At 62.4% G+C, this 15,753-nt stretch carries 12 protein-coding genes; 7 read left to right on the top strand and 5 right to left on the bottom strand.

All coding sequences use genetic code 11. The annotated features are described in order from the left end of the window. Nucleotides 1–40: 40 nt before the first annotated feature. A complete protein-coding gene (locus CEW83_RS06690) occupies nucleotides 41–934 on the bottom strand; it encodes a hypothetical protein (protein ID WP_159099403.1) in 894 nt (297 codons plus the stop codon). Between the two features lie 755 nt (nucleotides 935–1,689). Between CEW83_RS06690 and CEW83_RS06685 the strand changes: the two genes are divergently transcribed. From CEW83_RS06685 to CEW83_RS06675, 3 genes are all read left to right on the top strand, one after another. After that, nucleotides 1,690–3,321: a methyl-accepting chemotaxis protein gene (locus CEW83_RS06685; protein WP_108948655.1), complete on the top strand. Its 1,632-nt coding sequence runs from the start codon at nucleotides 1,690–1,692 to the stop codon at nucleotides 3,319–3,321. Between the two features lie 506 nt (nucleotides 3,322–3,827). Further along, a complete protein-coding gene (locus CEW83_RS06680; protein ID WP_108948654.1) occupies nucleotides 3,828–4,754 on the top strand; it encodes an EamA family transporter in 927 nt (308 codons plus the stop codon). Between the two features lie 390 nt (nucleotides 4,755–5,144). Continuing rightward, complete coding sequence (locus CEW83_RS06675) at nucleotides 5,145–6,125, top strand: DMT family transporter (protein ID WP_108948653.1); 981 nt, start codon at nucleotides 5,145–5,147, stop codon at nucleotides 6,123–6,125. 34 nt (nucleotides 6,126–6,159) lie between these two features. Here the strand turns inward: CEW83_RS06675 and CEW83_RS06670 are convergent, their stop codons facing one another. After that, entirely contained in the window at nucleotides 6,160–7,074 is a 915-nt protein-coding gene (locus CEW83_RS06670; RefSeq protein WP_108948652.1) for a LysR family transcriptional regulator ArgP, read from the bottom strand. Between the two features lie 130 nt (nucleotides 7,075–7,204). On the opposite strand from CEW83_RS06670, the gene CEW83_RS06665 reads away from it, so the two are divergent. Further along, nucleotides 7,205–7,816: a LysE/ArgO family amino acid transporter gene (locus tag CEW83_RS06665; RefSeq protein ID WP_108948651.1), complete on the top strand. Its 612-nt coding sequence runs from the start codon at nucleotides 7,205–7,207 to the stop codon at nucleotides 7,814–7,816. Between the two features lie 6 nt (nucleotides 7,817–7,822). Here CEW83_RS06665 and CEW83_RS06660 read toward each other — a convergent pair whose 3' ends face one another. Beyond that, nucleotides 7,823–9,559, bottom strand: coding sequence for a bifunctional protein-serine/threonine kinase/phosphatase (locus CEW83_RS06660; RefSeq protein ID WP_108948650.1), 1,737 nt, complete (start codon nucleotides 9,557–9,559; stop codon nucleotides 7,823–7,825). Nucleotides 9,560–9,612: 53 nt separating this feature from the next. Then, nucleotides 9,613–10,425, bottom strand: a complete 813-nt coding sequence (locus CEW83_RS06655; protein WP_108948649.1) for a formate/nitrite transporter family protein — start codon at nucleotides 10,423–10,425, stop codon at nucleotides 9,613–9,615. A gap of 410 nt (nucleotides 10,426–10,835) precedes the next feature. Here CEW83_RS06655 and nirJ point away from each other — a divergent pair, with 410 nt between their 5' ends. From nirJ to CEW83_RS06640, 3 genes are all read left to right on the top strand, one after another. Then, entirely contained in the window at nucleotides 10,836–12,044 is a 1,209-nt protein-coding gene (gene nirJ, locus CEW83_RS06650) for a heme d1 biosynthesis radical SAM protein NirJ (protein ID WP_108948648.1), read from the top strand. Then, nucleotides 12,041–13,615 (top strand): cytochrome D1 domain-containing protein, encoded by a 1,575-nt coding sequence (locus CEW83_RS06645; RefSeq protein ID WP_420094092.1) that lies wholly within the window; start codon nucleotides 12,041–12,043, stop codon nucleotides 13,613–13,615. Before nirJ ends, CEW83_RS06645 begins: the two co-directional genes overlap by 4 nt. Before the next feature lie 142 nt (nucleotides 13,616–13,757). Further along, nucleotides 13,758–14,987, top strand: coding sequence for an MFS transporter (locus CEW83_RS06640; protein ID WP_108948647.1), 1,230 nt, complete (start codon nucleotides 13,758–13,760; stop codon nucleotides 14,985–14,987). On the opposite strand, the gene CEW83_RS06635 is transcribed toward CEW83_RS06640, so the two are convergent. Continuing rightward, the gene (locus CEW83_RS06635; RefSeq protein WP_108948646.1) at nucleotides 14,984–15,751 is read right to left on the bottom strand and encodes a Crp/Fnr family transcriptional regulator; all 768 of its coding nucleotides are present in this window, start codon (nucleotides 15,749–15,751) and stop codon (nucleotides 14,984–14,986) included. The two genes, CEW83_RS06640 and CEW83_RS06635, sit on opposite strands and share 4 nt — an antisense overlap. Between the last annotated feature and the right edge of the window lie 2 nt (nucleotides 15,752–15,753).

The following is a 15,753-nucleotide window of genomic DNA, read 5'->3' as shown; positions in this document are numbered from 1 at the left end:
GCGAACAGTAGAGAGAGGACAAGTCTGCACATGGGCGACTTCAGAAGATGAAGTCCAGTGCTACGCTCATCACGTTGGCGTGGCCGGAATCCAGCGTTGCGTTTGACCATAACCTGCCGCCGTTTGCATCGATCCGGACGTGATCCCACTGCACCTTGAGCGACATTTGCGGGTCCGGATCCCAGCGCAGCCCCAGTGACAGGGGTTGCTGGTTTGCTCCCGAGGCATTGCGGGCATAGGCCGCAGACGACGCCAGAATCTGGGCCTGCTGTGCAGCCGCAGGGTCGAGGACCGGCGTCAGGGCCGAGGCCCAGTCGGGCGTTGCCACCGGCAAGCCGGGGGTACGGATACGACTGACCCCACCCGATAGTGTGACCGACCCGAATCGGCGTCCGACACCGGCATAACCCGCGACAAACCGTGACGTCGGATGACCGGAAACCTTGGTGAGTTCCAGTGTCCACTGCCAGTCCCGCACCTCGTAGTTCAGGCCAAGGGACTGGTAGATCGTGTGATCGCCCTTGTTGTCGAGACTGGCGGCCAGCTCGCGCGCCTGGGCCGCGACCTCTGGTACAGGTACGGCTGTCATCGCATCCAGGCCATCAATCAGAGGCCGGAGTTCCGGCGCATTGCTGGAAAAACCGGTACGGGCGAAGCCTAGCCGCACGGTCAAACCGTCCGACTCACGTGACACCGTGACACCAAACACCGGGTTTGCCCCGACGCGGCCGTCGACGGCGAGGCCACCGCTCACGGATCTTCCTGCGAACGCCTTGAGCCGCCAGCGACTGTTGTCAAACCGCAGATCCCGGCTGACATCGATGCCGTCGAGCGATACCGGGAGCGACCCGTAGAATTCAACCGGAGGACGCACGAAACGGTAGGCAAAACCGACATTGCGATAATCCGACAACAGGAATGAATCGATATTCACCCGTCCGATACGCACGAGCACATCGGGTTGCGGACGATAGGCTGCGAATGCCCACTCGATGTTGTCGCCAAGGGGCGCGCAGGAAGAGCGACGGGCCGCAACGATCTGACCTACAAGCTCGAACTGAGGCGTAGGCGAATAATCGATCTGTACGCCGAGACGCGAATCGATATTCAGACAGGTCGCGGACCCTCAGCCGATCAGTCAGCTCGAACTGTCTCCAAGTAACAATGAAGCCTCGTTGCGAAAGGCATAAAGTTGAAGGAAAGAACGTTCAAGATTGCTTGTTGGAGTATCCATTGCGTTTCAGTCTTAGCCAATTCGGGAATCCGTAGCGGAGGATCCCGCAAAGCCATCTCGGACTGGTGCCGTGCTGACGTACGGTGCCACCCCCGCGAGGTCACGGTCTGGTCATCTGCGATCAGCGGAAGTCTGATCCACGGAGGACCCAGTATTCGATCGCGAGCCCGTAGGTAATATGGCTTTTGCATGAAATCGTCGAAGCAGGCGTTGGCGGGACGCTTCAGTTCCCAATACGGGCAATGGCGAGGTTTACCCCACACGCAGGAAGCGCTCTAGGCTCATTTTTCTGCACAATCAATATTCAGTTCTGGGGAAGTCTGCCGTTTACGTAGTCAAGGCCAAACGCAATCTGCAGTCGAATGGCTGGAAGCTGTCCTCACGCAGATCCGGCGCTGGTCTTCAAGGCGCAAAGTTACGGCACAGTAGTGCTGCGAAGCTGACAGGAACATAGAATGCTGAACAATTTTCAATCGTTGAAAGCTCGTCTTCTGCTGCTTGGACTGGTCAGCTTTCTCGGCGTGGTCGTACTGGCAGGCGCAACGCTCTGGTATTCGCAGCGAAGCAAGGCACACCTCCTGGAGTTTGTCGATCAGTCTGTCGCGCTGAATCGCAGTGCCACCGTCACCTACGCGAACGGCTTGCAGATGGGGCAGGCGCTAAGGAACATCATTCTCGACCCGGCCAACAAGAAGGGGTATGACAACTACAGCAATGCGGGCGAAATCTTCAACACGGAGATCGTACGTTTGCTCGAACTCATGAGAAAGGAAACCACGGAAGCCAGCAAAGCGGATGAGCTTGAAGCGCGCATCGCGGAGTGGCGGCCCTTGCAGTTCGAGGTTCTTGAGTTGGCCAAGGGCGGTCAGGTCAGCGAGGCTATCGCCTTCCTTTCGCCCAGGGAGACGCCGGCGTGGCGCGCTGTTCGAGCGTTATTGCTGGACCAGGTAAAGCAAAGCGAGAAGCAGGCTGAGCTGAAACGGATTGAACTGGTTTCCGTCCTCAACGCGTCAATAACGAGCGCCATCGCAGTAAGCGGTCTTGTTCTGGTGTTAGTGGTCCTGTTCACGATCTTTGTAGGGCGCGGTGTTTTTCGTCAGGTTGGCGCGGAGCCTGAGTTCACCGCCACGGCTTTAAGTCGCATTGCCGGAGGTGACCTTACACATGAGATCGAGCTTGGCAGCGCAGACCCGAAAAGCATTCTGGCAGCAGCGCACGCAATGCAGACGCACTTGCGTGAGCTGATCAACAAGATTGTCCTCAGCTCGGAAGCGGTGCTGAAAACCAGCGATAGTCTTCGGAGCAATTCAACGAACATCTCGCTGAGAACAGAGGAACAGAGCTCGGCAACCTCGGCGATTGCGGCCGCCGTTGAGCAACTGACGGTCAGTATTGGGGTCATGTCAGAGCATGCGGCCCAGGCCGCTACGCTATCGCTGGATGCTGAAGAGAAAGTCCGCGAAGGCCTTAACGGGGTTACTGCGACCACTGGCACAATAAGCAGGGTGGCCAACAGCATGATCCAGTCGTCGGCCATGATGGACGAGCTGAGCTCGAAGGTTGACGGCATCAATGGCATTGCCAGGACGATTCGGGACATTGCTGATCAAACGAATCTTCTCGCACTCAACGCGGCTATTGAGGCCGCGCGCGCAGGTGAGCAGGGCCGGGGCTTTGCAGTTGTAGCAGATGAGGTCAGGAAGCTTGCTGAACGGACAACCGCCTCTACGCTCGAAATTTCGACGATGATCACTGGCGTACAGAACAGCACTAAAGTGGCGCAGGAGAATCTGTCACTCACTCAACGCCTGGCACTCGAGGGCGCCCAATACACTGAGGAGGTTCAATCGTCGGTGCTGGGTCTCAATCAAGCCACAAGCTCGGTTCGCGATGCTGTCGATTCAATCAAGCTTGCGTTGCAGGAACAAAGCGCAGCCAGCACCGATATTGCACAGCGTATTGAGCAGATTGCCCAGGATACCGAAGAGGTTCACCTGTCGACGGCGAATTCCAGTGAGCGTGCGCAGGAGCTGGTCGAACTGGCACACATGCTGCGAGAACAAGTCAGTCGGTTCAGGACAGCGTAGGGCTGCAGCGTTTCAATCGGACCGCATCACGCCGGCTCTTGAGCGGTTCCCGCATCCGTTCGACATCGGATCCGGCGCCGGCCGGACCTGTGCAGCACCCGCCGACAATGCCTGCTGTCTTGGCGGCCGTATCCGGCAGCATCAACGTGTGTCCGCGGCTCGGGCGACGGGGCATCGTGCCAGGCGCCTCCCGTCTTCAGCGCCGCAGAGGCTGGCCGGGCCCGTTCTGAGTGCCCGCTGGCCCCATATTCCCTGCGCTGTGGATCCAGCCGTTTTCCTTCGGTGTGCCTAATATCCATGTCATCACGATGAGATTGCTGCTTCCTGCGGCTCCTCGTTGCCGACCCGGCATATTCTGAAGGAATCTCGATGACCTGCGTCGAACCCCCGCTCGATGACTGCTTTCGTTTGGGTTACAAGCCCGCCCGGAGCTGGCACGGCACCTGGCGTATGCACGACGCCTGTCTTCCGCTGAATCCGGCTGGCCCGCGCGCCTTGAGGCTGGCATGAACAATCAAGCACTCAGCGGTCGCGATCTGGCGGCGGCACTCGCGGTGGTGGTGATCTGGGGCCTCAATTTCGTTGCCATGAAACTGGCATTGCGTGACTTCACTCCGTGGCAGCTCGGAGCTGCACGTTATGTGTTTGCACTCGTGCCGCTCATCTTCTTCGTCCCCCGGCCCAAGGTGCCGTGGCGCTGGCTTGCCGCTTACGGTCTGGCTCAGGGCGTCGGGCAGTTCGGACTGCTGTTCCTCGGCTTTGAGCTCGGGATGAGCTCGGCCCTGGCGTCGGTGCTGATGCAGACGCAGGTGTTCTTTACCACCATCATCGGCTACTTCCTGCTCAAGGAGCGGCTGACGCGCCAGATCACCGGTGGTCTGGTCTTCGCTGGTCTGGGGCTGCTGTGTTTCGCGATGAGCTTCCTCGCCGCGCATGATGTGACGGCCACGCAGATGACCATCAGCGGCTTCGTGCTGACGCTGAGCGCTGCCGCGATGTGGGGCGTGTCGAACATCGTTGCCCGCAACCTGCAGCGCAGCAGCCCGGGCTACAACCCGTTCCAGTTCGTCGTCTGGTCGAGCCTGACGCCGATCATTCCGTTCGTGATGATGAGCTGGGCATTCGACCCCGCCGAGGCGCAGTCGAACTGGACCAATGCCTCCGTGACCGGCTGGCTCGGCGTGGCCTACCTGGGCTGGCTCGCCACCATCACCGCATACGGGCTATGGACCCACCTCCTGAAGCGTCATCCGGCCAATCGCGTCGCACCTTTCAGCCTCGGTGTCCCGGTGATCGGCCTCGTGGCCGGCATGCTGACCTTTGGCGAGACGATCGGCCTGTGGCAGGCGGTCGGCGTGGCCTTCATCGGGCTCTCGCTGTTCGTGGTGATGTTCGGCGCCAGAGTGCTGAAGTACGTCCAGCTCCGTTCCTGAAGGACGCCCTGCTGCCGGATGCGGGTGATGTGCGCGCAGTTGCGCACTGCCCGCGTCACCTGGCCCCTGCCTGCGGCAGTTGCCCCTCCCTGCGGCAGCTGACCCATCTCGCCGCCAGATCCCTGCCGGTCTCGACGAAAGCTGTCATGGCCGGCGTTGCCTGATCGAGACTGCGAACGGCCAGGCTTACCGCACTCTTCCGCGCCAATGGATGCGCAGCCGGAATCCGCCACCTCCACAAGAATGTTCAGCTGGGTAAAGGTTACTCGGGGTCACTCGGGGATGATCCGCTGCGGGATGAGCAAGAGCGCATTCATTCAAGCGTCCGGATAAGTAATAGGATGTCGATCCGGCCAATGTGCTTCCGACTCCATTCACTACCGTACGATCATGAAGACCGACGTGTCATGTCCTTCGCCGCTGCCGGCAATCGCCATCGAGTCCACGCCCGAACTGCCTGCCCCAGGGCTTGCTGAAGGCGTCAGCCTGTGGGTGTATGTCAAGCTGGTCATGGTGGCGCTGTTCTGGGGCGGCACCTTCATCGCGGGGCGGGTGCTTGCCCAGGAGATGCCGCTGATGGCGGCGGCAACGGGGCGGTTTGCGATTGCGGTGGTGTTGTTGCTGCTCGTGGCGTGGAAGCTCGAGGGTGGTCTGCCCCGGCTGCGCGGGTCGCAGATCGTGGTGACCGCTGCACTCGGGTTCACCGGGATCTTTCTTTACAATGTCTGCTTTCTGGCGGCGCTTTCACACATGCCGGCGGGGCGGACGGCCTTGCTGGTCGCGCTGAACCCGATTGCGACCGCCGTGTTTGCCAGTCTCCTGTTTCACGAGCGCCTGGGCCGCGTCAAATGGCTCGGCTTCGGCATCGCTTTTGTGGGCGCCGCAGTCGTCATTACCCGCGGCGAGCTGCTGACCGTGGCATACGATCTGGGACGTTCGATCGGAACGGGTGAAACGCTCATGTTCATCGCGGTGATGAACTGGGCCGCATACACGCTGATCGGGCGCAAGGCGCTCAAGGATCTGAGCCCGGTTGCGGCGACGACGTATGCGGCGATGTGGGGGCTGGCCTTTCTGTCGATTGGCGCCGCGTGGGAGTTCAGGGCGAGTGAATGGCACGCCTTCGGATGGGAGGTGTGGGGCGCAATGGCCTACCTTGGGGTGTTCGGCACGGTGGTGGGTTTCGTCTGGTATTACGAAGGGATCAAGGCCATCGGCGCGTCCCGTGCGGCGGTCTTTACCAATCTGGTGCCCGCTTTCGGGGTCATTCTGGGGGCCCTGGTGCTGGGCGAGACGATCCTGATATCCATGGTGGTCGGTGGTGCGCTGGCGGCGATCGGCGTAACCCTCGCAAACCGGGCGAGGACCTAGGCCGTGCCGGCTGCGACTGCGACTGCCACTGCGATCAGCGTGCCGCCGTGTCATCGACGGACGGCAGCTCCAGCGCGCGTGCGGCACCGGTGACGAGATCCCGCGAGAACTGCGCCATCACCGAGGACTGAACCTGCCAGTGGTGCCAGTACAGCTCGACGGTCTCCTGCTGCGTGGGCGCGAGATCGACGAGGCTGCCTGCTGCAAGCGCATCGACGACCTGAATCTCAGGCACGAAGCCGTAGCCCAGCGCGTTCTTCGCAAACGCGAGGAAACCCTCGGATGAGGGGACGACGTGGTAGGGATAGTGGCCGGCGTCGAGACCGAACTGGTTGCGCAGGAAGAGATCGTGCATGTCGTCGTTGCGGCCATAGACGATGGCCGGTGCGCGCCCGAGTGCAGCCCGGGTGAGGCCCGAAGGAAAGTGTCTGGCGCGAAACTCGGGTGAGGCGACGCACAGGTAGCGCATCACGCCGAGTCGCATCACTGCGCAACCGCGCATCGGGTCGGCGCGGGTGCTCACACAACCGAGTACGTCGCCGTTTGCCAGCAGTGCGTGTGTGTGGTCCTGGTCATCGACCACGCAGTCGAGCACCAGGCGTTCTTCCCGCACCACGTGTTCGACCGCGGGCAGGAACCAGGTCGCCAGGCTGTCCGCATTGATCCCGATCGGCAGGCGCAGTGGCTGCCCCTTGGCGCCCGGGTGCAAGGCACGCTGGGCTTCGGCCTCGACCAGCCTGAGCTGGGTCAGATAGGGCAGCAGGCGGCGGCCGGCCGGGGTCGGCTGCACAGGCTTGCTGCGCACCAGCAGCGCCTGCCCGAGCTCTGCCTCGAGCAGCTTCACCCGTTGCGAAACCGCAGACTGGGTCAGGTTGAGATGGCGCGCAGCGCGCTCGAAGCCACCTTCCTTGAGTACCGCCTCGAAAGCTTGCAGACGCAGGTCTAACATTAGAAAAAATCATATAAAACGATATTTAACGATATTACTTATTTTATGGTCCGGGTGCATCTACATTTCATGCACCCAGACCGATCCGGCGACGTGGCACAGGCGGCCTGGGATTCACTGGAGCTTGATCATGAATGCCGGCTTTCTGAACGGGTTTATGCTGACCCTCGGACTCATCATGGCCATCGGCGCACAGAACGCACATGTGCTGCGTCAGGGGCTGCGTGGCGAACATGTGCTGCTCACGGTCGTGGTGTCGGTCCTGTGTGACGTCAGCCTGATTCTGCTCGGCATGAACGGGCTGGGTGCAGTGTTCTCGGCCAATCCCGACTGGATGGAGGCAGCCCGCTACGGCGGCGCGGCTTTCCTCGGCTGGTACGGGCTGCGTTCGCTGCGCTCGGCACTTGCGGGTGGCAGCCTGCAGGCGGACGCCGGTCAGCGTCGCCGCCTGACCTGGCGCCAGGCACTGCTGACGGCTGCCGGCTTCAGTCTGCTCAATCCGCATGCCTATCTCGATACCGTGGTGTTGCTGGGTTCAATTGGCAACAGCCAGGCGGCGGAATTGCGTCCGTTGTTCACTGCGGGTGCGATTGCCGGTTCGGTGTGCTGGTTCGTGCTGCTGGGCTACGGCGCAAGGTTGCTGGCCCCGGTGTTCAGGCGCCCGCGCGCATGGCAGGTTCTCGATGGCGGCGTGGCGCTGATGCTGTGGAGCATCGCTGCGTGGCTGATCCTGTCTGCCTGAGCTCGCCTATTTCACCAGCGAACTGGTGCTCAACAGCAGCAGCACGAGCAGGCTCAGACAGAACGACAGGGCTTGCCAGAACACCAGCGGATTGCGTTCGATGAGCGGCGGCGGCCCCTTGCCCAGCAGCGTGTTGTTGGGGTGCCTGAGGTCGTAGATGAATTCGGAAAGTTCCTGGTAGCGCTTGTTCGGGTCCGGGTGAACGGCCTTGGCGAGGACGGGGTCAATCCAGGCAGGATTCTCGCGGTAGTCGTCCAGCACCGAGGCGTACTTCAGCTTTCGCTGCGCGGCCTTGCTGCGGGTTTTTGCCACCTCGGCGCCGTAGGGCAGGCGGTCGCTCAGCATCTGGTAAGTGATCACGCCAAGTGAGAACAGGTCAGCGCAGGGCGTACCTGCTTCGCCGAGAAAGTATTCCGGCGCGGTGTACTGGGCGGTGCCGAGAATGTGTGGCTGCAGCGTCGTCGTTTCCGATTCGATCAGGCCGGCCACGCGCGTCGCACCGAAATCGATGATCTTCACCGTGCCGGCCTTGTCGATCATGATGTTGTTCGGGCGCAGATCCTGGTGCAGCATCTCCATGCGATGGAAGGCGAGCAGGCCTTTCGCGATCTGTTCGACGATGTTGCGCACGGTTTCGATCGGTGGCGCCGGGTTGTCGATCATCCATTGCGCCAGCGTCTGGCCTTCGATGAACTCGGTGACGACATAGAGCGCGGTGCGCTGCCGCTTCAGCGTGCTGGGTTTGAGGACGTGCGCGCTGTTGATGCGGCGCGCGATCCATTCTTCCAGCATGAATCTCTCCAGATAGGCGGGGTCGCCCCGCAGATCGACCGAAGGGATCTTGATCGCCACCCGTGCGGCGCTGTCGCCGTCCTCGGCGAGGTAGATGTGGCTGCGGCTGTTGCCGTGTATTTCGCGAATGATCCGGTAGCCGTCGAACAGCATGCGCGGCTGGAGGATGGGGGCGGGTGGCAGGTCAAGCCATTGCTGCCTGTGTTCGGCCGCTGTCCCGTCGGGCACGGTGTCGACGCGTGCGATCTGTATCGTCAGGTTGTCCGTGCTGCCGCGGTTGAAGGCTTCTTCAGCGATGCATCGCGCCGCTGCGTCGATATCCATCGCGGCTTCGCTGATGGCGTCGACGATGAACCGGGGCGAGGCGAATTCGTACACTCCGTCGGTGGCCAGAACGAAGATGTCGCCCTCTTTCACTGCCAGGCGCTGATAGTCGATATCCAGTTGTGCGGAAATCCCGAGGGCGCGGGCGAGGTAGTGTGTGTCGTGCGACACGACGATCCGATGGTCGTCGGTGAGTTGTTCGAGATTCGAGTCCCGCAGGCGGTAGATCCGGCTGTCGCCGATATGGAAGATGTGGGCCGTTGCGGACTTGATGATCAGGGCGCTGAGCGTGCACACATAACCACGGTCGCCGTCGTAACGGTAGGGGCTCTGGCGGGTCTGCGCGTACAGCCAGGAGTTGGTCGCTTCGAGCACGCGCTGTGCAGCGGTCCTGACCGTCCATGCTTCCGAGGTACAGTAGTAATCGTCAAGAAAGCTCCGGACCGCGGCTGCGCTGGCGACGTGGCTGACATCGCTGCTGCTGATGCCGTCAGCCAGGGCGATGGCGATGCCCTTCGTGTTCAGCAGGGGACCGTCAGGGATGCTCAGGCCATGAAAATCCTGGTTGATTCCCTTGCGCCCCTTGTCGGAGTACTGGCCGGTGCTCAGCGAGAGTGTGCTCGACATCTGTGATGGGCAAGGGCCCCGCGAACTGCGGGGCCCGTGTGCCGGATGATGGTTCAGGCAGCGCTGCGCTTGGGGGCGGTGCGCACGTGGGTGGAGTAGAGCGTGAGCCCGACGAAGGCGAGGCCGCCGACCAGGTTGCCGACGACGGTCGGGATTTCGTTCCACACCAGGTAGTCGTAGATCGAGAAGTTGCCGCCGAGCATCAGGCCGGACGGGAACAGGAACATGTTTACGATCGAATGCTCGAAGCCCATGTAGAAGAACAGCATGATCGGCATCCACATGCCGATGACCTTGCCCGATACGCTGGTCGACATCATCGCGGCGACAACGCCGGTCGATACCATCCAGTTGCACAGCACGCCGCGGATGAACAGCGTCAGCATGCCCGCTGCCCCGTGCTCGGCATATCCGACGGTGCGGCCTTCGCCGATATGGCCGATCTTCTGGCCGACAATGTTGGGTGCTTCGGAGAAGCCGAAGGTGAAGATGATCGCCATCATCACCGCGACGGTCAGTGCGCCGGCGAAGTTGCCGACGAATACCAGGCCCCAGTTGCGCAACACGCCATTGACGGTGACGCCAGGGCGTTTGTCGATGAGGGCGAGCGGGCACAGCGTGAACACGCCGGTGAGCAGATCGAAGCCCAGCAGATACAACAGGCAGAAGCCAACCGGGAACAGCATGGCGCCGGCAAGCGCATTTCCCGTCTGCACGGTGATGGTGACCGCGAAGGCCGCGGCCAGCGCAAGAATGGCGCCGGCCATGTAGGCGCGGACCAGTGTGTCGCGAGTCGACATGAAGATCTTCGACTCTCCTGCGTCAACCATCTTGGTGACGAATTCTGCGGGCGCGATATATGACATGATTTTCCCCTGGGTGAGTGGTGAGCAAGCCGTGTGAACGCAAAAAGGCGTCCATCTCCACGCCCTCGGAAACGAAGGATGGAAATGGACGCCGTTGTCCATTTGCTGCGCTGATTCAGGTTGATGCCCTGTTGCACATGCCTCAGGCCGCCGTTGGCCCGAGTTGATCTATGAAAAGCATGTAGCGTGCCAGCATGGAAAAGCCCATGAATCCTCGGTTCCTGCCTTCATCGCCCGGTTCTGAAGCGCTTTTTCTCCCCTGATTGGGGCGCGGGCGGCGCGAGTTGCCTGATTTTGGTGCAATGCAAAAAACGTGCGGCGAAAGGGGATCGGGCCCCTTGCTTGACCCGCATCATTTATTGTCATGTCGTGGTGCGGTGTAATCCGGGGAACCAGGAGGCCAGACCGTCATGTTCCGCATATCCCAGTTCATCCGCGAGCTTGATCATCCCACCCCGGTTGCGCCCCGGCGCAATCCGCCAGGGCCGGTCGTCATCTGGAACCTGATCCGGCGCTGCAACCTGACCTGCAAGCACTGTTACTCGATTTCTGCGGATACGGACTTCGCCGGGGAGTTGTCTACCGGTGAGGTGTTCCGGGTGATGGGCGACCTCAAGGCGGCGCGGGTGCCGGTGCTGATCCTGTCGGGCGGTGAGCCGCTGCTGCGAGCGGACATCTTCGACATTGCCCGTCGTGCCAAGGAGATGGGTTTCTATGTTGCCCTGTCGTCCAATGGCACGCTGATCAACGAAGGCAATATCGACGCGATCGACGACATCGGTTTCGACTACGTCGGCGTCAGTCTCGACGGCATTGCCGACACCCATGACCGCTTCCGGCGCAAGGCCGGCGCATTCGATGCTTCGATTGCGGGCATCCGTCTGTGCGTTGAGCGCGGGATCAAGGTCGGCGTGCGCTACACCATGACCGAGGACAACGCCCACGACCTGCACGGACTGCTGCGACTGGTGGAGGAGGAGGCGATCGACAAGTTCTACTTCTCCCACCTCAATTACGCCGGACGCGGCAACAAGCACCGTGGCGACGACGCCCAGCACCGTACCACCCGCGACGCCATGGAGCTTCTGTTCGAAACCTGTCTCGAACTTCACCAGCGCGGCATCGAGAAGGACTTCGTGACCGGAAACAACGACGCCGATGGCGTGTTCCTGCTGCACTGGGTGCGGCGCCGCTTTCCGCAGCATGCCGAACACATCGAGGGCAAGCTGCGCCAGTGGGGCGGCAACGCCAGCGGCGTGAATGTCGCGAACATCGACAATCTCGGCGTGGTTCACCCGGACACCATGTGGTGGCACATCCCCCTGGGCAATGTGCGGGAGCGGGCCTTTGGCGAGATCTGGAACGATCTGTCGAATCCGTTGCTGGTCGGGCTCAAACCGCATCCGCGCAAGCTCGAGGGGCGGTGCGGAGCCTGCAGGTATCTCGACATCTGCAATGGCAGTTCGCGCGTGCGTGCGGAACAGATCACCGGCAACCCGTGGGCGGAAGACCCCGCGTGCTATCTGAGCGATGCGGAGATCGGCGTGGATGCGGCGGACTACGGCTCCGTGCGTGTGCTCAACACGCCATGGACGCGGATCGAGAAGGTGGGCTCATGATGCGCCTGCCGACATCGATTGCAGCCGTGCTGATCGCACTGGCACTGCCGGCCTGGGCCGATGAGGGGGCGCCGGCCACCGCCCGGAACTACCAACAGCATTGCGCGGCCTGTCATGCGGCGGATCGTCTGGGCAGCATGGGCCCGGCGCTGCTGCCCGACAATCTCGCCCGGCTGCGCAAGGGGGAGGCGGTCAAGGTCATCACAGGCGGGCGCGCAGCCACCCAGATGCCCGCGTTTGCCGAGCTCCTGAGCAAGGACGAGATCGCCGCCCTTGCCGAATGGATCTACACGCCGGTCACGCCGGCGCCCAAATGGACCGAGTCCGACATCCGCGCCTCGCGCATCCAGCACACCGACCCCGCGACGCTGTCGCCGACGCCGGTGTTCAGCGCCGATTCGCTCAACCTCTTTCTGGTGGTGGAAACCGGCGACCATCACGTGTCGGTTCTCGACGGCGACAGGCTCGAACCCATCTACCGCTTCCAGTCCCGCTTCGCCCTGCATGGCGGACCGAAGTTCACTGCCGACGGGCGTTATGTGTTCTTCGCCTCGCGGGATGGCTGGATCACCAAGTTCGATCTGTGGAATCTGAAAGTCATCGCCGAAGTGCGCGCGGGCATCAACACCCGCAACGTGGCGGTGTCGTCCGACGGGCGCTTCGTGATCGCGGCCAACTACCTGCCGCAGGATCTGGTGCTGTTCGACGCCGAGCTCAATCTGGTCAAGGTGATGGATGCGACGACGCTCGACGGCAGTCGCAGCTCGCGTGTCTCGGCAGTCTATGACGCCGCACCGCGCAAGAGCTTTGTCGCTGCAATGAAGGACATTCCCGAACTGTGGGAGATCAGCTACGACGAGAACGCCGAGCCCATCTACGACGGCTATGTGCACGACTACCGCATGAAGGAGGGCGTGGCCAAGCCCGGCTTCCTCAACGCCCGTCGCACACCGCTGGAGGATGTACTCGACGACTTCTACTTCGATCAGGATTACCGTCAGGTGATGGGTGCCTCGCGCAAGGGCGAGGGGCAGGTGGTGAATCTGGATGCACGGCGCAAGGTGGCCAGTCTGCCGCTGGACGGCATGCCGCACCTCGGGTCGGGCATCACCTGGGCATGGCACGACGCCAGCGGCATCGAGCGCACGGTGATGGCGAGCACCAACCTCAAGTCGGGCGAGGTTACGGTGATCGACATGAAGACCTGGGAGGTCGTCCGCCGCATCCCGACCCGCGGCCCGGGATTCTTCCTGCGCAGCCATGAGAACAGCCGCTACGCCTTTGTCGATTCGATGATGAGCCGCGAGGCGAGCCACATCCTGCAGGTGATCGACAAGCAGACGCTGGAAGTGGTGAAGGAGATCACCGCCGAACCGGGTCAGACCCTTGCCCACATCGAATTCACCCGGGATGGTCGTTACGCACTGGCCAGCCTGTGGGAGCAGGACGGCGCCATCGTCGTGCTCGACGCGCTCACGCTCGACGAGGTGAAGCGGCTGCCGATGAAGAAGCCGGTGGGCAAGTACAACGTGTGGAACAAGATCAGCCGCGACGAGGGCACCAGCCACTAGCGTGCCGATGCGGCAGGCGCACCCTCGGGCATCGCGTGAACGCGTGCGGCAGGGCGGCACTGCGTGTGTGCAGTATCGAATGCGGGTATGCGCAGCATATTCGTCTTAAACTGCATGCCCGAACAATACCGCGGACCGTTTCATGGAAAAGACTCTCGCCGCCGACGCTGCGCTTGCCGATGCAGCGCCGGGGCCTGTGCACGATGCGCTGAGCAACACCACCTTCGTGGTGATCGCTGCGATCAGCTTCTCGCATCTGCTCAACGACATGATGCAGTCGGTGCTGCTCGCCATCTATCCCATGCTCAAGCAAGGCCTGGGCTTTTCGTTTGCGCAGATCGGCATGATCACCCTGGCGTTCCAGTTCACCGCGTCGATGCTGCAACCGCTGATCGGTTTGTATACCGACCACAGGCCGAAACCCTGGCTGTTGCCGATGAGCGGCTGCTTCACCCTGGTGGGCTTGTTGCTGCTGTCGCAGGCGTCGAATTTCGGGGCGGTACTGCTTGCCGCTTCCATGGTGGGCATCGGCTCGTCGATCTTTCACCCCGAGTCCTCGCGGGTGGCGCGCATGGCCGCAGGCGCGCGGCCGGGGCTGTCGCAGTCCTTGTTCCAGATCGGCGGCAACCTGGGAACGGCGCTTGGGCCGCTGCTCGCGGCCCTGATCATCGTTCCCTTCGGGCAGGGCAGCGCAGCCTGGTTCTCGCTTGCGGCGCTGACCGGCGTGGTGGTGCTGTCGCAGGTAGCGCGCTGGGCCGCAGTGCACGTTGCGGGATTCCGCAAGCGCATGAAGGCGCACCCCGGCAACAATCTGACTCGCCGTCAGGTCATCGTTTCGCTCGCCGTGCTGGGGGCGCTGATGTTCTCCAAGTTTTTCTACATGGCGAGCCTGCAGAACTACTACACCTTCTACCTGATGGAGAAGTTCGCACTGCCGCTGCAGACGGCGCAGATGTACCTGTTCGGATTCCTGCTGGCGGTTGCCGCGGGCACGGTGGCGGGCGGCCCGGTCGGCGATCGCATCGGACGCAAGCGCGTGATCTGGGCATCGATCCTGGGCGTGGCGCCGTTTGCGCTGATGCTGCCGCACGTCGGCCTGATGTGGACCGTGGTGCTGTCGGTGGTGATCGGACTCATCCTGTCCTCGGCATTCTCGGCCATCCTGGTCTACGCGCAGGAGCTCGTGCCGGGCAAGGTGGGGGCGATATCGGGACTGTTCTTCGGCATCGCGTTCGGGCTTGCCGGCATTGGCGCGGCGCTGCTCGGCCGGCTGGCGGATGCGACCGACATCGCGACCGTCTATCAGGTGTGTGCCTTTCTGCCGCTGATCGGCTTGCTGACGGTCCTGCTGCCCGACATCGAGCGGCGCTAGCTCAAGGTCGCACGCAGCCGGCCGAGGTCCGGTACGTGGATGTTGCGGCCCTGAACCTGGATCAGGCCGGACTCGATCAGCTCGTGGAGAATGCGCGAGAAGTGCTCCTGGGTCAGGTTCAGGCGCGAGGCGATGATGCCCTTGCTGGTCGGCAGCCGGATCGACACCGGCCCGGTGGTGAGGACGTCGTCGTCACTGCCCAGGCCTTCCTCGCGCAAGAGGTAGCCGATGATGCGGTCGCGCCCCGAGCGCAGCGAGTAGCTCTCGACGTCGCTCATCAGCTGATGCAGTCGCCGTGACAGGCCGGCGATGATCTTGCGGCAGAAGATCGGGTCGCGCCCCATTTCGTCGAATACCACCTGTTTGGCGATGTGCAGCAGCGAGCAGTCGGTCAGCGCCTGCGCCATCACCACGTAGGGCTTGTCCATGAACATCACGGCCTCGCCGAAGCTCTGGCCCCGGCTCAGGATCTCGACCACCTTCTCGTTGCCCTCGGCGGAGATGAAGGCGAGCTTGATCTGGCCACTGAGGATCAGGTGGAAGCCGGTGCAGGCGTCGCCGCGGTGAAACAGGATGTCACCCTTGGCGACCGAGGTCTCGCGTGCGCCACGGGCAAAGGGCGCGATCTCGGCTGGGGTCAGGCCGGCAAACAGGCTGGCACTGGCGAGCAACTGGGCGACGCGCGTGTTTTCGCCGGGCGCGGCCGGTTCCGAGGTGTCCGTGTCCTGCATCGCGGCATGGCAGAATTCGTCACAGCGGTTCATCA

This window comes from Parazoarcus communis, assembly GCF_003111645.1.
GTDB classification, from domain to species: domain Bacteria; phylum Pseudomonadota; class Gammaproteobacteria; order Burkholderiales; family Rhodocyclaceae; genus Parazoarcus; species Parazoarcus communis_A.
The sequence above is the reverse complement of the archived record's forward strand: the minus strand, read 5'-3'. Positions and strand labels throughout refer to the sequence as shown.